17 protein-coding genes are annotated in these 23,441 nt (G+C 72.7%); 6 read left to right on the forward strand and 11 right to left on the reverse strand.

Annotation, left to right across the window (positions count from 1 at the left end):
- Positions 1-3 precede the first annotated feature (3 nt).
- The 7 genes from ACFYPS_RS17530 to pcaF form a co-directional block, all read right to left on the reverse strand.
- On the reverse strand, positions 4-1,359 hold the full coding sequence (locus tag ACFYPS_RS17530) for an aldehyde dehydrogenase family protein (protein WP_354963257.1): 1,356 nt from the start codon (positions 1,357-1,359) through the stop codon (positions 4-6).
- Positions 1,360-1,383: 24 nt separating this feature from the next.
- Positions 1,384-2,748: a glutamine synthetase family protein gene (locus tag ACFYPS_RS17535; RefSeq protein ID WP_387325468.1), complete on the reverse strand. Its 1,365-nt coding sequence runs from the start codon at positions 2,746-2,748 to the stop codon at positions 1,384-1,386.
- 115 nt (positions 2,749-2,863) lie between these two features.
- A complete protein-coding gene (locus tag ACFYPS_RS17540) occupies positions 2,864-4,450 on the reverse strand; it encodes an amino acid permease (protein ID WP_387325472.1) in 1,587 nt (528 codons plus the stop codon).
- 287 nt (positions 4,451-4,737) lie between these two features.
- Entirely contained in the window at positions 4,738-5,238 is a 501-nt protein-coding gene (locus tag ACFYPS_RS17545; protein WP_354963260.1) for a DUF456 domain-containing protein, read from the reverse strand.
- Between the two features lie 55 nt (positions 5,239-5,293).
- On the reverse strand, positions 5,294-7,459 hold the full coding sequence (locus tag ACFYPS_RS17550) for a putative bifunctional diguanylate cyclase/phosphodiesterase (RefSeq protein WP_387325476.1): 2,166 nt from the start codon (positions 7,457-7,459) through the stop codon (positions 5,294-5,296).
- 4 nt (positions 7,460-7,463) lie between these two features.
- A complete protein-coding gene (locus ACFYPS_RS17555; protein ID WP_354963262.1) occupies positions 7,464-8,276 on the reverse strand; it encodes an SAM-dependent methyltransferase in 813 nt (270 codons plus the stop codon).
- A 152-nt stretch (positions 8,277-8,428) separates the two neighbouring features.
- Positions 8,429-9,634 (reverse strand): 3-oxoadipyl-CoA thiolase, encoded by a 1,206-nt coding sequence (gene pcaF, locus ACFYPS_RS17560; RefSeq protein WP_387325478.1) that lies wholly within the window; start codon positions 9,632-9,634, stop codon positions 8,429-8,431.
- A 106-nt stretch (positions 9,635-9,740) separates the two neighbouring features.
- Between pcaF and ACFYPS_RS17565 the strand changes: the two genes are divergently transcribed.
- The 4 genes from ACFYPS_RS17565 (at position 9,741) to ACFYPS_RS17580 (ending at position 14,004) form a co-directional block, all read left to right on the forward strand.
- A complete protein-coding gene (locus ACFYPS_RS17565) occupies positions 9,741-10,706 on the forward strand; it encodes a glutathione S-transferase C-terminal domain-containing protein (RefSeq protein ID WP_354963264.1) in 966 nt (321 codons plus the stop codon).
- The gene (locus ACFYPS_RS17570) at positions 10,699-11,355 is read left to right on the forward strand and encodes a DUF998 domain-containing protein (RefSeq protein ID WP_354963265.1); all 657 of its coding nucleotides are present in this window, start codon (positions 10,699-10,701) and stop codon (positions 11,353-11,355) included. The genes ACFYPS_RS17565 and ACFYPS_RS17570 overlap by 8 nt, the downstream gene beginning before the upstream one ends.
- 209 nt (positions 11,356-11,564) lie before the next feature.
- Positions 11,565-12,869 (forward strand): dicarboxylate/amino acid:cation symporter, encoded by a 1,305-nt coding sequence (locus ACFYPS_RS17575; RefSeq protein ID WP_354963321.1) that lies wholly within the window; start codon positions 11,565-11,567, stop codon positions 12,867-12,869.
- A 67-nt stretch (positions 12,870-12,936) separates the two neighbouring features.
- Positions 12,937-14,004 carry an NADH:flavin oxidoreductase/NADH oxidase gene (locus ACFYPS_RS17580; RefSeq protein ID WP_387325482.1) on the forward strand — a complete coding sequence of 356 codons (1,068 nt, stop codon included), beginning with the start codon at positions 12,937-12,939 and terminating at the stop codon, positions 14,002-14,004.
- Positions 14,005-14,049: 45 nt separating this feature from the next.
- On the opposite strand, the gene ACFYPS_RS17585 is transcribed toward ACFYPS_RS17580, so the two are convergent.
- A complete protein-coding gene (locus tag ACFYPS_RS17585) occupies positions 14,050-17,574 on the reverse strand; it encodes an ABC transporter ATP-binding protein/permease (RefSeq protein ID WP_354963267.1) in 3,525 nt (1,174 codons plus the stop codon).
- Between the two features lie 1,100 nt (positions 17,575-18,674).
- Here ACFYPS_RS17585 and ACFYPS_RS17590 point away from each other — a divergent pair.
- A complete protein-coding gene (locus tag ACFYPS_RS17590; RefSeq protein WP_387325485.1) occupies positions 18,675-19,232 on the forward strand; it encodes a hypothetical protein in 558 nt (185 codons plus the stop codon).
- A gap of 92 nt (positions 19,233-19,324) precedes the next feature.
- On the opposite strand, the gene ACFYPS_RS17595 is transcribed toward ACFYPS_RS17590, so the two are convergent.
- Both ACFYPS_RS17595 and ACFYPS_RS17600 read right to left on the reverse strand, forming a co-directional pair.
- Positions 19,325-20,164 (reverse strand): GNAT family N-acetyltransferase, encoded by an 840-nt coding sequence (locus tag ACFYPS_RS17595; RefSeq protein WP_354963269.1) that lies wholly within the window; start codon positions 20,162-20,164, stop codon positions 19,325-19,327.
- 56 nt (positions 20,165-20,220) lie between these two features.
- A complete protein-coding gene (locus tag ACFYPS_RS17600) occupies positions 20,221-21,444 on the reverse strand; it encodes an MFS transporter (protein ID WP_354963270.1) in 1,224 nt (407 codons plus the stop codon).
- 111 nt (positions 21,445-21,555) lie between these two features.
- On the opposite strand from ACFYPS_RS17600, the gene ACFYPS_RS17605 reads away from it, so the two are divergent.
- Positions 21,556-22,143, forward strand: coding sequence for a PadR family transcriptional regulator (locus tag ACFYPS_RS17605; protein ID WP_354963271.1), 588 nt, complete (start codon positions 21,556-21,558; stop codon positions 22,141-22,143).
- Positions 22,144-22,267: 124 nt separating this feature from the next.
- On the opposite strand, the gene ispG is transcribed toward ACFYPS_RS17605, so the two are convergent.
- Entirely contained in the window at positions 22,268-23,440 is a 1,173-nt protein-coding gene (gene ispG / locus ACFYPS_RS17610; protein ID WP_354963272.1) for a flavodoxin-dependent (E)-4-hydroxy-3-methylbut-2-enyl-diphosphate synthase, read from the reverse strand.
- Between the last annotated feature and the right edge of the window lies 1 nt (position 23,441).

Below are 23,441 nucleotides of genomic sequence, written 5' to 3' on the forward strand. Positions count from 1 at the left end.
GCGTCACCCCTCTGTCGCGATGAACACGTTCTTGACATCGGTGAAGGCGTGCAGCGCATCCGGACCGAGCTCCCGGCCCAGGCCGGAGCGCTTCATCCCGCCGAACGGGGTCCAGTAGCGCACCGAGGAGTGCGAGTTGACGCTGAGGTTCCCCGCGTCGACGGCGCGGGCGAGCCGGAGCGCGCGGCCCACGTCCCGGGTCCAGATCGAGCCGGAGAGGCCGTACTCGGTGTCGTTGGCGAGCCGGACCGCGTCGGCCTCGTCGTCGAACGGGAGCACCGAGACCACCGGGCCGAAGATCTCCTCCCGCCAGTGCCGGTCGGCTGGCGAGTCGGCCAGCAGCACCGTCGGGGCGTGCCAGAAGCCGGGACCGTCGGGGCAGGAGCCGGTGAACGCCACCCGGGACCCGGCCAGGTAGCCGGCGGCCCGGTCGCGCTGGCCGGCGGAGATCAGCGGGCCCATCTCGGCGGTGTCCCGGGCCGGGTCCTCGACCCGCACGGCGCGGACCGCCGGTTCGAGCAGTTCCAGGAAGCGGTCGTACACCGGGCGCTGGACCAGGATCCGGGACCGGGCGCAGCAGTCCTGGCCGGCGTTGTCGAACACCGCGCCAGGAGCGGTCGCGGCGGCGCGTTCCAGGTCGGCGTCGGCGAAGATGATGTTGGCGCTCTTGCCGCCCAGCTCCAGGGTCAGCCGCTTCACCTGCGTGGCACAGCCGGCCATGATCCGCGTGCCGACCTCGGTGGAGCCGGTGAAGCAGATCTTGCGGACCGCCGGGTGGCTGACGAACCGCTCCCCCACCACGGCGCCCTCGCCGGGGACAACCGTGAACACGTCGTCGGGCAGGCCGGCCTCGCGGGCCAGCTCGGCCAGGCGCAGCGCGGTGAGCGGGGTCAGTTCGGCGGGCTTGAGCACCACGGTGTTGCCGGCGGCGAGGGCCGGGACGAACCCCCAGGCGGCGATCGGCATCGGGAAGTTCCACGGCACGATCACGCCGACCACGCCGAGCGGCTCGTGGAAGGTGACGTCCAGCCCGCCGGGCACCGGGATCTGCCGCCCGGTCAGCCGCTCCGGCGCGCCCGCGTAGTAGTCCAGCACGTCGCGGACGTTGCCGGCCTCCCAGCGGGCGTTGCCGATGGTGTGCCCGGAGTTGCGAACCTCCAGCGTGGCCAGCTCGTCCAGATGCGCGTCGACAACAGCGGCGAACCGCCGCAACATCCGGGCCCGGTCCCCCGGCGCCACCCCCCGCCACCCGTCGAACGCCCGGTCCGCCCGAGAGATCGCGGCGTCGACCTCCCCAACCGAAGCCCCGGGTACGTCCCGGAAACTCTCCCCGGACGCCGGATCCACCACCTGCGTCACGCCGGCACCCCCATTCCTGCGTCGTCAGAGGCGTTCGAAGCCACGGGTCAGCTCCCAGTCGGTTACCGCCGCGTCGAAGGCTGCCAGCTCCACCCGGGCCTGATTGGCGTAGTGAGCGACCACCTCGGGACCGAAGGCGTCCTGGGCGGCCGTCGACTGCTCCCAGAGGGTCAGGGCGTCGCGCAGGGTGCCGGGCACGCGCTCGGCCTCCGGGTCGTCGTACGCGTTGCCGGTGCACTCCGGGCCCAGCTCCAGCTCCCGTTCGATGCCGTGCAGCGCGCCGGCGACCAGCCCGGCGATCGCCAGGTACGGGTTGACGTCGGCGCCCGGCACCCGGTTCTCCACCCGCATGCCCTGCCCGTGCCCGACCACCCGCAGCGCACAGGTGCGGTTGTCCACCCCCCAGCGCAGCGCCGTCGGGGCGAACGACCCCGGCTGGTAGCGCTTGTAGGAGTTGATGTTCGGGGCGAAGAGCAGGCTGAACTCCCGCATCGTGGCCAGCAGCCCGGCGAGCACCCGCTGCCCGGTCTCCGACAGGTGCGCGGGCCCGTCGCCGAGCATCGCCGAGGCGCCGGTGGTGTCGCGCAGCGAGAAGTGGATGTGGCAGGAGTTGCCCTCCCGTGCGTTCGGCTTGGCCATGAAGGTGATCGCCATGCCCTCCTGGGCGGCGATCTCCTTGGCCCCGTTCTTGTAGATCACGTGGTGGTCGGCGCAGGCGACCGCCTCGTTGTACCGGAAGGCGATCTCGTGCTGGCCGAGGTTGCACTCACCCTTGGCGCTCTCCGGGGTCAGCCCGGCGCCGGCCATCTCGCTGCGGATCCGGCGCAGCAGCGGCTCCACCCGGGCGGTGCCGAGCAGCGAGTAGTCCACGTTGTACTGGTTGGCCGGGGTGAGGTCACGGTAGCCGCGCCGCCAGGCGTCCTCGTACGAGTCGCGGTACAGCACGAACTCCAGCTCGGTGCCGGCGTACGCGGTCAGCCCGTGCTCGGCCAGCCGGCCCAGCTGCCGGCGCAGGATCTGCCGGGGCGAGGCGACCACGTCACCGGAGCCATCCAGCCAGGTCAGGTCGGCCAGCAGCAGCGCGGAGCCCGGCTGCCACGGCATCCGGCGCAACGTGCCGAGATCCGGCACCATCGCGAAGTCGCCGTAGCCGCGTTCCCAGCTCGACATCGCGTACCCGTCGACGGTGTTCATGTCCACGTCGACGGCGAGCAGGTAGTTGCACCCCTCGCTGCCGTGCTCGACGACCTGATCGAGGAAGAAGGGCGCGTGGAACCGTTTTCCCTGCAGGCGACCCTGCATGTCGACCAGGGCCAGCACGACGGTGTCGATCTCACCCTCGGCGACAGCGACCCGCAGTTGTTCCAGCGTGAGCGGAGCTCTCCTCATTCACGGGCCTCCATCACCAAGGTCTACTGGCAAACCGGATCACCGTCAATGCCCCCGGCGGCGAGGGTGGCAAACCCGGCGGGACGGCAGTGGCGCCCGTCCCGCCGGGCGCGGGTCAGGCCGGGCCGTCGACCGGCGCCGGGTCGGCCGCCGGAGCAGGCTCCTCGACGGTACGAACCGGGCCCGCGAACCATTTCCGGGCCGAGACGTACCACCAGACGGCGACCACCAGCAGCACCCCGCCCACGGCCAGCGGCGCGTAGTTCACCGCCGACCAGGTGAACCCGTCGTTGCCGGGCACCCCGGCGGGCACGATCGGCAGCACGAAGTAGACGGCGATGACCGCGATCTCGATCACCGCGATCCAGCCGAGCAGCTTGTACTTCCGTCCGAGCGTCCACGGGCCGGGGACGAACCGGTCGCCCATCCGCAGGCGCAGCGCGATCGGGATGAGGAAGGACAGGTAGAGCCCGAGCACCGCGACGGAGACCACGGCGTAGAAGGCGATCGGGATGCCGGCGGAGCTCTCGTAGAGCGCCGGCAGGGTGAGCACCAGGCCGGCCAGGGTGGCACCGATGATCGCGTTGACCGGGGTGCCGTTGCGGTCCACCCGGGACCAGAGCCGCCAGCCCGGCACGGCGCGGTCGCGGCTGAACGCGTACGCCATCCGGCTCATCGAGGTCACGCAGCTCATCCCGCAGAAGAACTGCCCGATGGTGGAGATGATGATGACGATCTTGAAGAAGACCGGGGTGAGCGCGGACTCGAAGATGGCGCCGGAGAAGCCGCCGGCTGCGTTGACCGCCTCGACGTCGGTGGCCGCGAAGAGGAACGCCAGCAGCAGGATCCAGCCGCCGACCGCCGAGTAGAAGATGGACTGCCAGAGCCCGCGGGCGGCGGCCTGCGAGGCGCCCCGGGTCTCCTCGGACACGTGCGCGCAGGCGTCGAAGCCGGTGATCGTGTACTGGGTGAGCAGGAAGCCCAGCGGCAGCACGTAGAACCAGAAGGTCAGCCCGCCGGTGTCCCCGTCACCGAAGCCGGAGTTGTTGAACCGCTCGGTGAACACGAACTGGAAGCTCTGGTGGTTGTCCGGAACGAGGACCAGGATGGCCACCACGGCTGCCGCCCCTGCCACGTGCCACCAGACGGAGACGTTCTGCAGCACGTCGATGATCCGGTGCCCGAAGATGTTGATCAGCCCGTGCAGCACCAGGATGATCACGAAGAGGACGAACGCCTGGCGCAGCGTGCCGGCCCAGCCGTCGAAGAGCGCCGACAGGGTCAGGTTGAGGAAGGTCGCGCAGCCGTAGTCGACCGAGGCGGTGACCGCGACCAGGCCGATCAGGTTCAACCAGCCGGTGAACCAGCCGTGCACCGGGCGGCCCATCGTCGCGGCCCACCAGTAGATCCCGCCGGCGGTCGGGTACGCCGACACCAGCTCCGCCATGCAGAAGCCGATGATCAGGATGAACAGCGAGATCAGCGGCCAGCCCCAGGAGATGGCGACCGGCCCGCCGTTGTTCCAGGCCTGGCCGAAGGTGGTGAAACAGCCGGCCAGGATCGAGATGATGGAGAACGAGATGGCGAAGTTGGAGAAGCCGCTCCACTTGCGGCGCAGCTCCTGTTTGTAGCCGAGTTCGGCGAGCCGTCGGGCGTCGTCGTCCATCGGATGCTCGGCGGTCGGCACAGGCGTCGTGGCCACTGCACACCTCCCTGAGGTGATTCCGCGTACGAGTGCGCAAAGTGTCGTCCCGCTGATCAAGGTGGTCAATACGATGACCGTGGGAATCTCACCGCCGTCGGGCTAATTGCGTTGCCGTGACCCCACCCCGGACGCCATCCTTGACCCCGTGACCAGGCCCGATCGGGCCCACTGACCCACCCTCCCCGGGCACTCGGACCGCCCGGACCGCGGCGGCGCGGGGCACACTCTCTCTCACGTGCGGCGTTCCGCCGTACCCGACAGTGCCCCGCGCCCCCGGGCGTCGGTCAGGTCAGGAGGAGTCCGATCAGCCAGGTGGCGGCGATCAGCAGACCGGCGGTGAACTCCACCAGCATGGACAGGCCGGCGGCCTTGAGCGCCTGCACCGTGGACGGCCAGGCCAACTGGTTGCTGCCCAGCCTCAGCCGTTCCGCCGCCCACACCCCAGCGACGAAGCCCAGCACCAGCCCCACCACCGGCACCACGAAGAAGCCGACGATGCCCAGCACCGCGCCGGCGAGCAGCGTGGAGGTCGGCACGCCGGTGCGCTTCAGGTTGCGACCAGGCCACGCGTACTTGATCACGGTGCCCCCGGCGGCAACCAGCGTCGCGGCGGCGAACACCGCCCAACCACCCGGGCCCGCGCCGCCGAAGATCGCCCAGACCAGCACCCCGCCCCAGCACAGCGGCAGCGCCGGCAGGCCGGGCACCACCACGCCCGCCAGCCCGGCCAGGATGGCCAGCGCGGCCACCACCGTCACCACCGTCTGCGAGTCGTTCAGGCTCACGCCGTCGCCCTCCGTCGCCACACCCGGAACCGGCCGGTCCGGACGGATCCCCCGCTCACCCCACCGCCCCGCCGCGCAGCCGGAGAGTGATCGCCTCGGCTGGCGCCGGAGCCCCGAAGTACCGGCCCTGCCCGGTGTCGCAGCGCAGCGCCCGCAGCCGCTCGGCCTGCACACCGGTCTCCAACGCCTCGGCGGTGACCCACAGCTCCAGCGCGTGCGCCAGCCGGACCAGCGCGTCGACGATCCGCTCGTCGCGGTGGTCGGCCACGGCGTCCGTTCCGTCGGCGCGGATGCCCTCGACGAACGGGCCGGCCAGCTTCAGGCAGTGGATCGGCAGCCGCCGCAGGTACGCCAAATTGGAATACCCGGTGCCGAAGTCGTCCACCGCCAGCCGGACGCCCAGCCCGGCGAGCCGGTGCAGGCTGCGCAGCGGCTCGCCCGCGCTACCCATCACGGCGCTCTCGGTCAGCTCCAGCTGCAGCAGCTCCGCCGGCAGCCCGCTGGTGGCCAACGCGTCGGCCACCGTCTCCACGATCGCCGGGTCGTCGGCCTGCCGGGCGGCCAGGTTCACGCTGACCACCAACCGGGCGTCGGGGAACTCCCGCCACCACCGCTCGGCGTCGCGGCAGGCCCGCCGCAGCACCCACTCGCCGAGCCGGACGATCAGGCCGGTCTCCTCGGCCAGGGCGATGAACCGGTCCGGCCCGATCAGGCCCAGCTCCGGGTGCTCCCACCGGACCAGCGCCTCCACCGCGAGCATGGTGCCCTCCAGCAGCGACACGATCGGCTGGTAGTGCAGCACGAACTCGCCCCGGTCCAGCGCCGCCGGCAGCCCGGCGACCAGCGCCGACCGGGCGATGTCCCGGGCGCTGCGCTCCGGGTCGTAGACCGCCCACCGGCCCCGGCCGGCGGCCTTGGCCCAGTAGAGCGTGGTGTCCGCGGCCTTCATCAGCTCCGAGGCGGTGGTCTCGGCGGCGGGGCACTCCACGATGCCCACGCTGGCCGAGACGGCCAGTTGCTGGTCACCGACGTGCACCGGGGCTGCGACGGCGGCCAACGCGGCCTCCGCCACGGCCACCGCGTCGTCGAGGTCGTTCCCGCCGTCGACCAGGATGACGAACTCGTCGCCACCCATCCGGGCGACCAGGTGGCCGTGGTCCGCCACGCACGCGGCCAGCCGCCGGGCGATCATCACCAACAGCCGGTCACCGAGGTCGTGACCCAGGCTGTCGTTGATCGCCTTGAAGCCGTCCAGGTCGAGGAAGCACACCCCGACCCGCCGCCCGGTTCCGGCGGTGTCGAGGACCCGGCCCAGCGTCTCGAAGAACAGCGTCCGGTTGGGTAGCCCGGTCAGCGGGTCGTGCAGCGCCTGGAAGCGAAGCCGCCGCTGGAGTTCGTACCGCTCGGTGATGTCCTCGATCATCGCGACGGTGAACCGGGGCCGGCCGTCGTCGTGCCGGATCAGCGAGACGGCCAGATCGGTCCAGACCACGCTGCCGTCCTTGCGGTGGTAGCGCTTCTCCAACCGGGCCGAGTCCTGCTTGCCCTCGATCATCTCCTGGTACAGCTCCCACATCCCGGCGGCGTCGTCGGCGTGGAACAGGGCGGACACGTTGGTCGCACACAGCTCGCTGATCGAGTAGCCGAGCATGTCGGCGAACGCCTGGTTGACGTCGATGATCTGGCCGTCCACCCTGGCGATGCCGATCCCGATCGCGGCGCCGGTGAAGACCGCCCGAAAGCGTGCCTCGCTGTCGCGCAGGGCCTGCTCGACCTCGTCCCGCGCCTGCCAGGCCGACCGGGCGATCCGCTCCTGCTGGATGAAGGTGCGGTCGCGCAGCGCACGGGCGAACCCGGCGGCCAGGCCGCCCTGCACCGCCGCGATCCGCTCGGTCAGGTCCGCCGGCTGGTCGTCCGCGCCCAGCACCTGGCGGGGGAAGTCCTGACCGAGGGCGCGCAGTGACCACTCGAGCGCCCGGGGCTCGGTGAGGTGCGCCTCCACCAGCGCCCGCCCCACCTCCTCGGCGGGGCGGGCCGAGAACGGCTCGGCCCGTACCGCCTGAGCCAGCCGGACGGTGTGCACCAGCAGCAGCCGCTCGGTCTCGGCCGCGCTGAGCGGCACGAAACCGAGACGGCGTACCGCGCGGGCCCAGTTGGCGGCGTAGCCCTGGGCGTCGCCCCGGCCGGCGTCGACCCCGGTCGGGTCCGGGACGGCGGCCACGGGATCAGCCGGCGGGCTGGTCGTACCGGGCGACGCCCCCGAAGGCGCCGAACCGCTCCGGGTGCTCGTCCACATCGGAGGGCGAGTCGGGACGCCAGAGCGGCATGTGCACGACGCCCGGGTCGAGGACGGTCCAGTCGCCGAAGAAGCCGGTGACCTGAGCGCGGGAACGCAGCGTGATCTCGGTGTCCGTCCGCGCGGAGAGCCGCTGGGCGTCCAGCATCTCCTGCGGCTGATCCTCGAAGGTGGAGTGCGAGATGACCAGGAAGCTGCCGGGTGCGGCGGCCGCCCGCAGGGTGGCCAGAATGGCCTCGGGCCGGTCGGCGTCCGGGACGAAGTGCACGACCCCGGCCAGCAGGATGCCCATCGGCCGGCTGAAGTCGATCAGCCCCAGCTGGCGGGTCTCGGCGAGGATCCGCTCCGGGTCGCGCAGATCGGCGTGGATCACCCCGGTCAGGTCGTTGCCGGCGAGCAGTTCCCGGCTGTGCGCGACGGCCACCGGGTCGATGTCGACGTAGACCACCCGGGCCTTGGGGTTCGCCCCCTGGGCCACCTCGTGCACGTTGCCCACGGTGGGAATTCCGGAGCCGATGTCGAGGAACTGGTCGATGCCGGCGTCGAGCAGAGCCCGGACGGCCCGGCGCAGGAACTCCCGACCCGAACGCATGGTGGCGGCGAGATTCGGCGTCATGCTGGCGATCTGCTCGGCCAGCCGACGGTCGATCTCGAAGTTGTGCGCCCCGCCCAGGAAGTAGTCGTACACCCGGGCCGCGCTCGGCCTGGTCAGATCGATCTCGGTCGGAATCCCGTCCGGCATCAGCGTGCTCCCCAGTTCATCGCCGCGGCGCGGGACGGCACCGGCGTCGGCTGGCACGCGCGACCACCGGTCGACCCGCGGGTCGTGTGGTGTGGACCACTCTAGGCCGCCGACTCCCGCGTCCGGGAGATCCCTTCGCGCTCTTTCCGTGCTCAGTCGGCCGACTCGAGCAGCAGCGAGATGCCCTGCCCGACGCCGATGCACATGGTGGCCAGGGCGCGGCGGCCGCCGCGACGGCGCAGCTCCAGGGCGGCGGTCAACGCCAGCCGAGCGCCGCTCGCGCCCAACGGGTGCCCCAACGCGATGGCGCCGCCATTCGGATTGACGTGCTCGGCGTCCACGGGCAGCCCCAGCTCGCGCAGCACCGCCACGGACTGCGCGGCGAACGCCTCGTTCAGCTCCACCACGTCCACCGCGCTCAACTCGACGCCGGCACGGTCGAGCAGCTTGCGGGTGGCCGGCACCGGGCCGATCCCCATGATCCGGGGTGGCACGCCGGCCGCCGCCGCGCTGCCGATGCGGGCCAGTGGGGTGAGTCCGTACCGGGCCACCGCGGCCTCACTGGCCACCAGCAGCGCGACCGCACCGTCGTTGACGCCGGACGAGTTGCCGGCGGTCACCGTGCCGCCCTCCCGGAACGGGGTGGGCAGCGCGGCAAGCTTCTCCAGCGAGGTCTCCCGGGGGTGCTCGTCGACCTCGACCAGCCGGGTCTCCCGGCGGCCGGCCGGCACCGAGACCGGCACGATCTCCTCGGCGAACCGGCCGTCGGCCTGCGCCTTGGCCGCGCGCTGCTGCGAGCGGTACGCGAACGCGTCCTGTTCGGCCCGGCTGACGCCGTACTCGGCGGCCACGTTCTCCGCCGTCTCCGGCATCGAGTCGACGCCCCAGCCGTCCCGCATCAGCGGGTTGACCAGCCGCCAGCCCAGGGTGGTGTCGTACACCTCGGCCGAGCGGGAGTACGCCGACGTCGCCTTCGGCATGACGAACGGCGCCCGGCTCATGCTCTCGACCCCGCCGGCGACCACCAGCTCCGCGTCCCCGGCCACGATGGAACGGGCGGCGGTGGCGAGGGCGTCCAGCCCGGAGCCGCAGAGCCGGTTGACCGTACTGCCCGGCACCTCTTCGGGCAGGCCGGCCAGCAGCGCCGCCATCCGGGCCACGTTGCGGTTGTCCTCGCCGGCCTGGTTGGCGCAGCCGAGCACGACGTCGTCCACCCGGGCCCAGTCCACCGAAGGGTGCCGGGCGACCAGCTCACGGATCACGTGCGCGGCCAGGTCGTCGGGACGCACACCGGCCAGCGCGCCGGCGTACCGGCCGATCGGGGTGCGGACACCGGCCACCAGGTATGCCACGGTCATCGCGAGTCCTTCGGGGTGGAGACGGCGGGGGTGGGGGCGCCCACCGGGGTCGTGCGGGCTGCCAGCCGCCAGGATATCCGCGCCCCCCAGCCGATAGGTTGACGGCATGGCTCGGGCCCAGTTCAGCGCAGAGACCAGCGGCGGCGGCGCGTTCGTCCGCCAGCCCAACCGGTTCACCGGCCGGGTCACCCCGGACTCGACCTCCCCGCCCGGCGGCGGCCCGGACGAGCAGGACCGCTGGCCGCTGGAGGCCGGCCGCTACCGGCTGATCTGGTGCCGCGCCTGCCCGTGGGCGCACCGGGCCCGGATCGTGCGCGGCCTGCTCGGGCTGGACGACGCGATCTCGCTGGGCACCGTCGACCCGATCCGGGACGAGCGGGGCTGGGCGTTCGCCCTCGACCCGGACGGCTTCGACCCGGTCCTCGGCGTCGGCTTCCTCTCCGGGGCGTACCTGGCCACCGACCCCGACTACACCGGCCGGGTGACCGTGCCGGCGCTGGTCGACACGCTGACCGGTCGGGTGGTCACCAACGACTACCCGCAGCTCACCCTCGACCTCTCCACCGAGTGGCGGCGGCTGCACGCCCCCGGCGCGCCGGATCTGTACCCGGTCGAGCTGCGCCCCGAGATGGACGCGCTGATGGCCGAGATCCACACCGACGTCAACAACGGCGTCTACCGGTGCGGCTTCGCCACCTCGCAGGAGGCGTACGACGAGGCGTTCCGGGCACTCTTCGCCCGGCTGGACGCGCTCTCCGAGCGGCTGGCCGGGCAGCGCTACCTGATGGGCGACGCGATCACCGAGGCCGACGTACGGCTGTTCACCACGCTGGTCCGCTTCGACGCCGCGTACCACGGGCACTTCAAGTGCAACCGGCACAAGCTGACCGAGATGCCGGTGCTCTGGGCGTACGCCCGGGACCTGTTCCAGACCCCGGGCTTCGGCGAGACGGTGGACTTCGACCACATCAAGCGGCACTACTACGGCACCCACCGGCAGATCAATCCGAGCGGCATCGTGCCGCTCGGGCCCGACGAGTCCGGCTGGACCACGCCGCACGGGCGTGGCTGAGCCGGGTCGGCGCGGCACCTCGACCGCGCCGGCGGCCCGGGCGGACGTCGCGCGCCGCGTCGCCGGGTGGGCCGCCGCCGGCTGCGGGCTGATCGGTGCGGTCGCGGTGACGGTCGCGGTGGTCGCCGGTCCCGGGCCGGGGTTCACCGGGTACGTCAGCGAGGCGGGCATCGCCGGCGGCGGCCACGCGGCGACGTACCGGATCGGGATCCTCGCACTGGCCGGCTCGCTGCTGCTGCTCGCCGCGGCCCTGCCCCCCGGGGTGCGGGCGGCGCCGGCGCTGCTCGCCGCCGGTGCCGTGTGCACCGCGCTGTCCGGGGCGGTCACCTGCTCGGCCGGCTGCCCGCTGCCGCCGTTCGAGCGCGCCACGGTGGCGGACCTGGCGCACGGCGGCGCGAGCATCGCGGCGACCGCGTCGGTGGTGTTCGCCATGATCGCGCTCGCCGTGGCCGGCCCGGTCGACCGGGCGGTACGCCGACTGTCCGGCACGGCCGCCGCGCTGAGCCTCCCGCTGTGCGCCACGGTGGGGCTGGGCCTGCTCGTCATCGGTCGGGGCACCGTGGTGGGCGTGCTGGAGCGGCTGATCCTCGCGCTGGCGATCCTGTGGGGCCTCGCCACCGCCACCACCCTCGCCCTGACCCGCCGGTAGGGCGTGTAAGGAGCGTCACCCCGATTCGCGCCTTGCGATGGCCACTCACCGGCGTATCGTCGGCTGGCGATGACCAATCTCTGGGACCTCACCGTTCGCCTGTACGTCGATCTTCGACTGCAGGCCAGCGGCAGCTGTCCGGCGTAGCTGCGCTCCCACGCCTACCCCGTTCAGCCCAGACAATTGGATCAATCCTCATGCCCTTCGGCCTGCGCAAAATTCCCTTCTCCGTGCAGATCCTGCTCGGCCTCGTGCTCGGCGTGGCGCTCGGCTTCCTGGCCCGCACCAACGACCTGAGCTGGCTGACCAGCACCCTGCACACCGTCGGCAGCCTCTTCATCCAGCTGCTCAAGCTGGCCGTGCCGCCCCTGGTCTTCACCGCCATCGTGGTCAGCGTGGTCAGCCTGCGCGGCGTCGCCAACGCCGCCCGGCTCGCGCTGAAGACCCTGATGTGGTTCGGCATCACCGCACTGATCTCGGTCGCCATCGGCATCGGCCTCGGCCTGGTGACCAACCCGGGCAGGGGCGTCACCCTCGACCTGGGCGGCGCGGCGCCGCCGAAGAACACCGGCTCGTGGACGGACTTCCTCACCGGCATCGTGCCCACCAACCCGGTCGGGGCGTTCGTCGAGGGCAACGTGCTCCAGATCGTCTTCCTCGCCCTCGTGGTCGGGGCCGCGGCGCTGCTGGTGGGCGACGCCGCCGAGCCGTTCGTGGCGCTGAACCGCTCGCTGCTGGAGATCGTCCAGAAGGCGCTCTGGTGGGTCATCCGGCTCGCCCCGATCGGCACCCTCGGCCTGATCGGCAACGCCGTCGCCTCGTACGGCTGGGACCTGCTGGCCCCCCTCGCGAAGTTCACCACCGCCGTCTACGTCGGCTGCGCCATCGTGCTGTTCGTGGTCTACCCACTGGTGCTGATCTTCGCCGGCCGGCTCAACCCGCTGCGCTTCTTCGCCGGCGCGTGGCCGGCGATCGAGCTGGCCTTCGTGTCCCGCTCCTCGGTGGGCACCATGCCGGTGACCCAGCGCTCCGTCGAACGGCTCGGCGTGCCCCGCGAGTACGCCTCGTTCGCGGTGCCCTTCGGCGCCACCACGAAGATGGACGGCTGCGCCGCGATCTACCCGGCACTGGCCGCGATCTTCGTGGCGCAGGTGTTCGGCGTGCACCTCGGCATCACCGACTACCTGCTGATCGCCTTCGTCTCGGTGGTCGGCTCGGCGGCCACCGCCGGCCTGACCGGCGCGATCGTGATGCTCACCCTCACCCTGAGCACGCTGGGCCTGCCGTTGGCCGGCGCCGGCCTGCTGCTGGCCATCGACCCGATCCTGGACATGGTCCGCACCGCCACCAACGTGGCCGGGCAGGCGCTGGTGCCGACCGTGGTCGCCGCCCGCGAGGGCACCCTCGACCGGGCCGCGTACGAATCCGCCGGTCGGCGGGACCTGACCGATCCGGAGCCGGTCGCGGACAGCCGGCCCGACCGGCGGGACGAGCTCACCCCCGTCCCCGCCTGACCGGTTCGCATCGACGACGACGGGCCCCTCCCCGGGGGCCCGTCGTCGTTTCCGAGAGGATGACGAGATGAGCTCCCTGTTCACCCCACTGGCCCTGCGCGCGGTAACCCTGCCCAACCGGATCGCCATGGCGCCGATGTGCCAGTACACCGCCGGCCCGGACGGTCTGCCCACCGACTGGCACCTCATCCACCTCGGCAGCCGGGCGGTCGGCGGGGTCGGGCTCGTGCTGACCGAGGCGACCGCCGTACTGCCGGAGGGCCGGATCAGCCCGCAGGACACCGGGCTGTGGTCCGGCGCGCACGTGGACGCCTGGCGGCCGGTGACCGCGTTCGTCACCGATCACGGCGCGGTGCCCGCGGTCCAGCTCGCGCACGCCGGCTTCAAAGCCTCCACGCACCGGCCGTGGGCCCCGAGCCGCGGCGGCGTGCCGGACACCGAGGGCGGCTGGACGCCGGTCGGCCCCGGGTCCGAGCCGTTCGTCGCCGACTACCGGGTGCCGACCGCCCTCGACGTGGCCGGGATCGCGGGCGTGGTCGAGGCGTTCGCCACCGCCGCCGAACGCGCCCTGGCAGCCGGCTTCGCGGCCGTGGAGATCCACGCCGCGCACGGCTACCTGCTGCACGAGTTCCTCTCGCCGCTGACCAACCACCGCACCGACTCCTACGGCGGTGGCCGGGCCGCCCGGATGCGGCTCACCCTGGAGGTGGCCCGCGCGGTGCGCGCCGCGGTCGGCGAGAACGTCCCGGTCCTCACCCGGATCTCCGCCACCGACTGGGTCGAGGGTGGCTGGACGATCGAGGACAGCGTGGTGCTCGCCGGCGAGCTGGCAGGTGTCGGCGTGGACCTGGTCGACACCTCCTCCGCCGGTGTGAGCGTGGACCAGCGCATCCCCCTCGGTCCCGGCTACCAGGTGCCGCTGGCCGCCCGGATCCGCCGCGAGGCCGGCGTGCCGACCGGCGCGGTCGGTCTGATCGTCGAGCCGGAGCACGCCGAGCAGATCGTCGCCGGCGGCGAGGCCGACCTGGTGCTGCTCGGCCGGGAGTTGCTGCGCGACCCGTACTGGCCGCGCCGGGCCGCCGCGAAGCTCGGCGTGGCGTACACCGGGCCCGCCCAGTACGCCCGCGCCGCCTGATCCCCCGCCGGCCGGGCGGCTGCCGTGCCGGGCAGCCGCCCGCCGTCAGCCGGCCAGGTGCGACCAGTCGCCCTCCAGGTCCCGCCAGGAACCCTGGGCGGCCACCGTGCCGCCGAGCAGCACCACCACGTGGTCGGCGCGGACCAGCGCGGCGCGCTTGGCGGTCGAGCCGACCACGGTCACCCCGTGCGCGCGCAGCGCCTGCCACAGCGCCAGCTCGGTGGTGACGTCCAGTGCCGACGACACGTCGTCGGCGACCAGCAGCTCGGTACGCGGCGCCAGCGCTCGGGCCAGCGCCAGCCGCTGCAACTGGCCACCGGAGAGCCGGGTGCCCTTGTGCCCGATGAGCAGACCCAGCCCGCCACCCGCGGCGGCGAGGTCGTGGTCGAGCTGGGCGGTGCTGACCGCCCCGGCCGCGTCCACCTGGTGGCCGAGCGCGATGTTGTCGGCCACCGTGCCGGAGAGCACCCGGGGTAGCTGGCCGACGTAGCCGACCTGGTTGGGGCGCAGGAACAGCTCCGGCTCGGTGACCGGGTCGCCGTTCCAGGACAGCTCGCCGGTGTGGTGCACGATCCCGGCCAACGCCCGCAGCAGCGAGGACTTGCCCGAGCCGACCGGCCCGACGACCAGAACCAGCTGCCCGCGCTGCACGGTCAGGTCGACGTCCCGCACGGCGGCCGTACCGTCGGTGTGCACCACCCCGAAACCGCGCAGCTCCAGCCGGCGCAGCGGGTGCCGTGGCGGCGGCGTCGGCGCGGGCGCCGTTCCGGCGGCCAGGTCGACGGCGGACACCCCGGCTGAGTACGCGCCCACCCCGGTCATCGCCACCGTGCGCCGGGTCCAGACCCGCGCGGAGGGCAGCTGGGAGATCAACGACGCGGTGGTCCAGGCGAACCAGCGGGCCGCGCCGAGGGTGGAGACGGCCACCAGCACCGCTCCGGCGGAGAGCCCACCGGTCAGGTAGAGCGCCCACGCGCCGATCGGCAGCAGGCCACTGGCCACCGACGGCGTGGAACGCGACCACACCTGCACCGAGATCTCCCGCCGCTGCCGGTCACTGCGCAGCACGTCGAGATCGGCCAGGTGGCGCAGCACCGCCGCGGTCGCACCGGCGAGCTTCACCGTCCGCGCCGCGGAGAGCGCGGAGACCAACGCGGTGGCGAAGGCGGCCCGCGCCGCCACGGTGGCCCGGGCCGCGCGCTCGAGCTTCGGCCCGAACAGCGTCGCGGCCAACCCGGAGACGACCATCGTGCCGAGGAAGAACAGCGCCGGTACGACGCTGCCGGTCACCGCCGTCATGGCGACCACGAGGATCAGCGCGACGGCCTGGTCCAGCACGTTGTCGGCGAGCTGGACCACCCGCTCGGTGTCACCGCCCTGCGCCACCACCTCCGCCGGGGTGTGCGAGCTGACCCGGCGCGGCCCGGTCTGGCCGTGCACGAGGCGCAGGCCGATCCGCAACATCTGCCGTACCCACCACTGCGGGAACCAGACGTGGGTGTAGAACGGCAGCGGCAGGGTGACCAGCAGCCCGGCCACGATCCCCAGTGCCGGCAGGTACGGGTTGCCGGTCCCGTCGACCAGGTCGGCCCAGAGCCAGGGCAGCACCGGGCCGTCCAGCCCGAGCAGGGAGAGCCCGAGGAACAGCCCGATCGCGGCCAGCCCGTACCGGGGGTCGTTGGTGCAGAGTCGGACGATCTCCCGCAGGGTCCGGGCCGGCGGGACGGGCGGCAGTGGCGGCGGGTCGGCGCGTTTCGGCTCGACCGGCTCGACCCGCGTGGCCGGCTCGATCGGTTCGATCGTCGGGCCGCTCGGCCAGGCGCCGGCCGGGCCGGGGCCGACCAGCAGGTCGGTGCCGGCGCCGGTGCGACCGGCCGGCACCACCGCGGCGTACGCGGCGGCGTGGCTGGTCGCGAGCAGCTCGGCGAAGCGCGTCGACGTTTCCAGCGGGCCGGCCTCGACCACCGCGCCGTCGGCCAGCACCACCACCTCGTCGCAGCGGCGCACGGAGGAGAGCCGGTGCGCGATGACGATGCCGATCCGGTCGCGCAGCAGCCGTTCAGTGGCCCGCTGCACCCGTGCCTCGGTGACCGGGTCCAGCCGCGCGGTGGCCTCGTCGAGGATCACCACGTGCGGGTCGCGGACCAGGATCCGGGCGAACGCCACCAGCTGCTCCTGACCGGCGGAGAGCACGTGCCCGCCCTCCCCCAGCCGGGTCGCCAGCCCGTCCGGCAGTTCGGCGATCCAGCCGGCGAGGCCCAGCTCGTCCAGCGCTCGGGCCGCGGCGTCGAGCAGGTCCGGGTCGAAGAGCGCGACGTTCTCGGCGAGCGTGCCGGCCAGGATCTCGGTGCGCTGCGGCACCAGCGCCACCCAGCGGCGCAGCTGCTCGACGTCGAGGTCGCACAGGTCGGTGCCGCCGAGGAAGACCGTTCCCGGCGGCACGTCGACGGCCCTGGTGAGCACCTTCGCCAGTGTCGACTTGCCCGAGCCGGTCCGCCCGATCAGCGCGTACGAGCGGCCACGCGCGAAGGTGAGGCTGACCCCGCGCAACGCGGTCCCCCGGCCACTCTCCGGCCCGCTCACCTGGTACCCGAACGTCAGGTCGCGGATGCGCAGGTCACCGTCGGTCGGGCTGGCCCCGCCGAGGGGCTCCTGCCGGGCCTTCTGGAGCAGCTGCACCCGCGCCCACGCGCCGAGAGCCTCCTGGAGCTCCGGCACCATGCGGCTGACGTGCTCCGCGGTGGCTCCGAAGGCGAGGGCGAGCAGCCAGATCGCGGTAAGGCGGGCGGCGTCGATCCGGTCGGTGGCCAACGCCCAGGCCCCGCCGAGCACCACCACCCCGATGCCGCCCCGGATCGTCGCGGTGGCGGCCGTGGCCACCCGGGCGGACAACACCCAGACCAGGCGGCCCCGGGACAGCACGGCGGCGGCCCGTCGGGCGTACAGCCGCAGCACGTACGGCCGGGCCAGACTGGTGCGGACGTCGTCCTGGCCGTGCACCGCCTCCTCCATCACCGCGGCCAGGTCCGACCAGGCCTCCTCCTCCGCCATCCGGGCCGGACCGATCCGCGCCGTGGGCCGGCGCAGGCCGACGGCGAGCGCCACCGTGAGCAGGAGCATCGCGATCCCTGCCGGCCACCACACGGCCAGCGCGACGACCATCGACAGCAGGCCGACGCAGAGTCCCTGGGCGAGCCGGGTGCCCTGGTTGCGGACCGCCGACGCCACCTGGTAGACGTCCCCGTCGATGCGGTCGAGCAGCTCGCCCACCGGGGTGGTCTCCAGGGTGGGCAGGTCCTGCCCGAGCGCGACCCGGCAGAGCCGCCGCCGCACGTCGGCGGACCAGTCGGCGCTCAGACCGGCCATCAGCAGGCTGACCGCCAGATCGGTGAGCACCACGGCGACCAGCGCCGCCGCCAGTACCGTGAAGAAGCCGGCCGAGCGATGCACCAGCACCGCTCCGGCGAGCGCCGACGCGCCGGCCTGACCGGCGGCGCCGAGCACGATCAGGACGGCCACGATCGTCAGGCGACGTGGCGAGGTGCCCCACAGATCACGGAGCAGGCGCATCGGTGTCCTCCGGACGTGGGTGGCGGAGAACTCAGCGTGCCTGTTACGACCCTGTCCACTCAACCGATTTACCCGCTCTGAGCAGGGCTTCCGATCAGGTCTGGGCACCTGACCCGCGATGCTCGGGCAGCGCCGCCCGCACGCCCACGACGGCCGGTCGGGTTGACGGACCAGCCAGTCCACGGCAACCACCCGCCCCACGCCGAACAGCGCCTAAAAAGGGCGACGGGCGCATCCCGCTCGGCCGGCAGATCGCCATTGATCGCCGTTCGCCCCGATTCCCGCGCCAGGGTGCGGCGGAGCCCGGATCGCTCGCTGCTCCCGTTTGGTCCCTGTGGGTGGACGCGGCCGGGTGCGCCCTTCTCGGGGGCGGTCGGTGTTGTGAGCGATATACCTGTGAGGCATAAATATGCCTCTGAGGTATACCGCTCGTTGACCACCTCGCCCAAGGGTTCGCTTCATCCTCGTTCGCGGTGATCGTCTCGATGTCAGCGATGTCGGTGGTGCCGGCGATTTCGAGAATGTCGGCGATTTCGGGGATGTCCCGGTGTCCCGGGCGGCCGGATGGCCCGATATCGGTGATACCGAGTCGATCAACCCCAGCCGATCGAGCTGAGCCCGCGACAGCCGGCAATCTCCGCGTCGAATGTCCGGTATCGGGTGACTCTGGGCTGTGACCGGGTGCACTCGTGGGGTGGAATCGTGGCGGGCCGGGGGTCGTTACACACCCTGACGATCGCAGCACCACCGGCCCGGCACCCCGCCCCCGCAGGGTTGGGATGGCAGCCAGGCCCGGATTGGAATGCCCGCAGGTAGCCGGTCGTTGCAGACACCTGACCGACCGCACCAGCACCCCTCACCCGGGGCCGCTGGAACGGAGCCCCCGCTCACCGGGGTGCCGATGGATGGGCCAACCCCGGAATGCCCGCGGCCCGGCGGTCGTTACACACAGACCCGGCGCCACGAGCCCCCCGCCCGTAGGCCGCCGACCGATGACTTTCCCCCATGCAGTTGAAAGCGCCGGACGAGGTGCTCGCACCCTTGCGCCGTCCCCCTCGGGGCGTGTGGGTGTCTACCCCCCTGAAGGAGCTGACCCCCTCATGAACACGATCATTCGTAAGAGCATGCTGTCTGTTGCTGGTCTCGCGTTCGCCGGTGGTGTGTTCGCCGGTCCGATCGCCGCGCACGCCGCCACCCCCGCCGAGGGCAAGCCGGTCGCGGTCGCGGTGCAGACGGCCAAGGCGCAGGGCGCGCAGTCGCACATCGACCTCAACGACGAGCAGACCGGCAACGTGAAGGCGATCATCGCCGCGACGAAGAAGGCCGGTCTGCCTGAGCGGGCCGCGGTCATCTCGATCGCCACGAGCCTGCAGGAGTCGAAGCTGGAGAACCTGGGCCACCTCGGCGACGCCAACGACCATGACTCGCTGGGCCTGTTCCAGCAGCGCCCGACCTCCGGTTGGGGCACCCCGGAGCAGATCACCAACCCCGAGTACTCCACCACCGCGTTCCTCAAGGGTTTGAAGCAGGTCGACGGGTGGCAGGACATGGCCCTGACCGACGCCGCGCAGACCGTGCAGGTCTCGGCCTACCCCGACGCCTACGCCCAGTGGGAGCAGCAGGCCACCGACCTGGTCGCCAAGCACTGGAACAGCTGACCCCACCGCACCACCGCACGACATCGACCGCTGGCCGGCACCCCACCCGGGGTGCCGGCCAGCGGCATATCCGAAGGACCGCCGGCGGGCGGTCAGAAGAGGACCGTGGCGAGGGTGCCGACCGGCTGGAAACCGCAGCGCTCGTAGACCCGGCGAGCCGGCAGGTTGAAGTCGTTGACGTACAGGCTGACCGTCGGGGCGACCCGCAGCAGCGCGTCGCGCACCACGGTCGCCATCGCGGCGGTGGCGATCCCGCGGCCTCGCCACTCCGGCGCCACCCAGACGCCCTGGACCTGCGCGGTCCGCTTGGTCACCACGGCCAACTCGGCCTTGAACACGACCTTGCCATCGACGAAGCGGGCGTACGCCCGGCCGGCGCGCACCAGGTCGTTGACCCGCCGGCGGTAACTGCGCCCGGCGTCCTCGGCGAGTGGGGAGACGCCGACCTCCTCGGTGTACATGGCCACCGACGCTGGAAAGAGTCGGTCGACCTCACCGGAGCGGACCTGGCGTACCTCCGGGTCGACCGGTACGGCCGGTAGCGCGTCGGTGGCCAGCAGCGGCTGGTTGGGGCGGACGTCCCGGGCCGGACCCCAGGTGTCGGAGAGACGGTCCCACAGCCCGAGGACGGCGTCAGCGCGGCCGACGATGGAGGAGCAGAGCCGCTCCTCGCCCGCGAGCAGGTCGGCGAAGGCGGCCACCGCGGCGTCGGTGGCGAGCACCGGTGTGAGGTTGCCGCCGAGCCAGCAGAGCGATTCCAGGTTGCGCCGTGCGCCGTACCCCAGGATCCTGCCCTCGGCCCGCCACCAAGAGAGCCCGCGCGCGGCGATGCGTTCGGCGACCTGCGCGCCCGCGAACGGGTCGAGGTCGAGCAGTCGCTCGACCGCGCGGCGCTCCGATTCCCCCAGTTGCCGTACCGGCACCGTCAGCACGTGTCCAGCCTGCCAGATCCCACCCCCACCCCGCCGGCCGAGTGGCGAGGCCGGTTTCAGACGGTCACCGGCTCGTCCGCGGGGCTGGTCGACCTGGTCCGGCCGGCCCACCGGACGACCGGGGGCACCAGGGCACCGAGCAGGAGGAACAGCCCGCCGAGCACCAGCCAGCCGGGCACACCCCAGCCGAGCGCGAGGGTGGTCACCACCACCGGTGCGAGCATCTTGCCCAGCTCGTAACCCATGCCGTACGCCCCCTGGTACTGCCCCTGCGCGTCGGGCGGCGCCAGCCCGAAGGAGATCCCCCACCCGGCGGCGGAGTGCCACAGTTCCCCGATCACGTGCACCAACGCCCCGCAGCCGAGCAGGCCGACGGCGCCGGCGGTGGGGAGCGCGCCGCTCGCGGCGAAGAGTACGCAGGCCAGCGCGATGGCCACCCCCGCCCGGCGGGCGGCGCGGGCGGCTCCCGGCAGGGTGACGGCGCTGCGCGCGGCGCGTACCTGAAGGAGCACCACCAGCACGGTGTTGACCAGCGTCAACGCGGAGATCATCCAGGCGGGTGCTGCGGTGTGCCCGGCGATCCACAGCGGCAGGGCGATGGTGAGCAGGCTGAAGTGCATGGACATCAGCCCGTCGAGCAGTGTGAAGGCGAGGAACGGGCGGTCCCGCAGGGCGATGAGCCGGGGGCCGTGCGTCGGGGCGGCGACCGGCGCGACGGTGGGCAGGCGGACGAAGACCGCCGCGGCGGCCAGCGACGCCACCGCCGCGGTGAGGATCAGCGCCACATACCCGGCGCGGGTGTCGGCGGCGATGGCGAAGCCGCCGAGGACTGCGCCGACGGAGATCCCGACGTTGGTGGTGGCCCGCAGGTAGGCGCGGGTGTGCACCCGCTGGTCGGCCGGGATCGCGCCGGCGATCAGCGCGCCCCGGGCACCGCGCTCGACCGCGTCGGCGAGCGCCGTGGCGGCGCCCACCACCAGGAAGGCGGGGAACGACCGGACCGCGATCAGGCCCGCGGTCAGGGTGCCGGCGGCGATCAGCCCGCCGACCTGTGCGCCGCGCGGGCCGAGGCGGTCGGCCAGGTATCCGCTCGGCGCGCTGGCCAGGACGCCGACCAGCGCCGAGATGGTCAGCCCGACGCCCACCTGGGTCGCCGACAGGCCGACCGATCGGGTGAGGAAGAGCGCGCTGGACACCAGCCACAGGCCCCGACCGACGGTCTTGACCAGGGTGCCGAGGGTGAGGACCCGGGCGGGACCGGGCGGGGGAAGCAGGCGCATGCCGGACAGCCTAGCAAGACGTACGTACGGTTTATTTAACTGGCCTTGTCGGCGATGCATTGCCGATATATCGTTGATGCATCAGCGACAGTACGCAGAGAGGGAGAACCCATGAGGTTCCATCGACAGCAGCACCACCTGCACGAGGCGAGGATGCGGGGCTTCGGCTTCCCGCCGATCCCGCCCGGTCCGCACGGACACGGACACGAGCACGGCGGTCCCTGGGGCGGCCGTGGTCGCGGTCGGGGCCGGGGCCGACGCCCCAACGTCCGGGGCGCCGTGCTGGCCCTGCTCACCGAACGGCCGATGCACGGCTACGAGATGATCCAGGAGATCGACTCCCGCACCGGCGGTGCCTGGCGTCCGAGCCCGGGCTCGATCTACCCCACCCTCCAACTGCTGGAGGACGAGGGTGTGATCGTCGCCAGCACGGAGGAGTCCAGCGGCGGGCGGAAGCGTTTCACGGTCACCGAGGCCGGTCAGGCCGAGGCCACCCAGGCCGCGCAGACGCCACCGTGGGCGGACGTCGCCCAGGGCACGGTGAGCAGTTGGCACGACATCCGCGACTCCGGCGCCCAGGCGATGAACGCACTGCGCCAGGTGATGATGAACGGCACCGACGACCAGCGGGAGCGGGCCGCCCAGGTGCTCGACGAGACCCGGCGCAAGCTGTACGCCATCCTCGCCGAATCGGAGTGACACAAGAGCAGTGCCACCCGCCCCGCACGGGCGGATCCGGCACCCGCCACACACACAGAGCGGCCGTTCCCCGGAGGGAACGGCCGCTCTGTGTGAACAGGTCGCCGGCGCGCCGACGAACGGATCAGTGCACGGTGACGGTCGGGCCGGTGACCAGCCCGCGCAGCTCCTCGGGAAGCTCGGCGCCCATCTCGTCGGCGATCCGCAGCGCCTCCTCGATCAGCGTCTCCACGATCTGCGCCTCGGGCACCGTCTTGACGACCTTGCCCTTGACGAAGATCTGGCCCTTGCCGTTGCCGGAGGCGACGCCGAGGTCGGCCTCGCGAGCCTCGCCCGGGCCGTTGACGACGCAGCCCATGACGGCCACCCGCAGCGGCACCGGCAGCCCTTCCAGGCCGGCGGTGACCTCCTCGGCGAGCTTGTAGACGTCCACCTGGGCCCGGCCGCAGGACGGGCAGGAGACGATCTCCAGGCCGCGCTCGCGCAGCCCCAGCGACTCCAGGATCTGGTTGCCGACCTTGATCTCCTCGACCGGCGGGGCGGACAGCGACACCCGGATGGTGTCACCGATCCCCTCGGCGAGCAGGGCGCCGAAGGCGACCGCCGACTTGATCGTGCCCTGGAAGGCCGGGCCGGCCTCGGTGACGCCCAGGTGCAGCGGGTAGTCGCACTGCTCGGCCAGCTGCCGGTACGCCCGGATCATCACCACCGGGTCGTTGTGCTTGACCGAGATCTTGATGTCCCGGAAGCCGTGCTCCTCGAACAGCGAGCACTCCCAGAGCGCCGACTCGACCAGCGCCTCGGCGGTGGCCTTGCCGTACTTGGCGAGCAGCCGCTTGTCCAGCGAGCCGGCGTTGACGCCGATCCGGATCGGCGTGCCGGCGGCGGAGGCCGCCGCGGCGATCTCCTTGACCTTGTCGTCGAACTGGCGGATGTTGCCCGGGTTGACCCGGACCGCCGCGCAGCCCGCGTCGATCGCGGCGAAGACGTACCTGGGCTGGAAGTGGATGTCGGCGATCACCGGGATCTGCGACTTCTTGGCGATCGCCGGCAGCGCCTCGACGTCGTCCTGGGACGGCACGGCCACCCGGACGATCTGGCAACCCGACGCGGTCAGCTCGGCGATCTGCTGGAGGGTGGCGTTGACGTCGGAGGTGAGGGTGGTGGTCATCGACTGCACGGACACCGGCGCGCCGCCGCCGACCGGCACCGAGCCGACCATGATCTGGCGGCTGGCCCGGCGGGGAGCGAGCGACGGGGGCGGTACGGCGGGCATACCGAGACGGACAGCGGTCACT

Source organism: Micromonospora sp. NPDC005087 (genome assembly GCF_042872965.1).
Taxonomy (GTDB): domain Bacteria; phylum Actinomycetota; class Actinomycetes; order Mycobacteriales; family Micromonosporaceae; genus Micromonospora.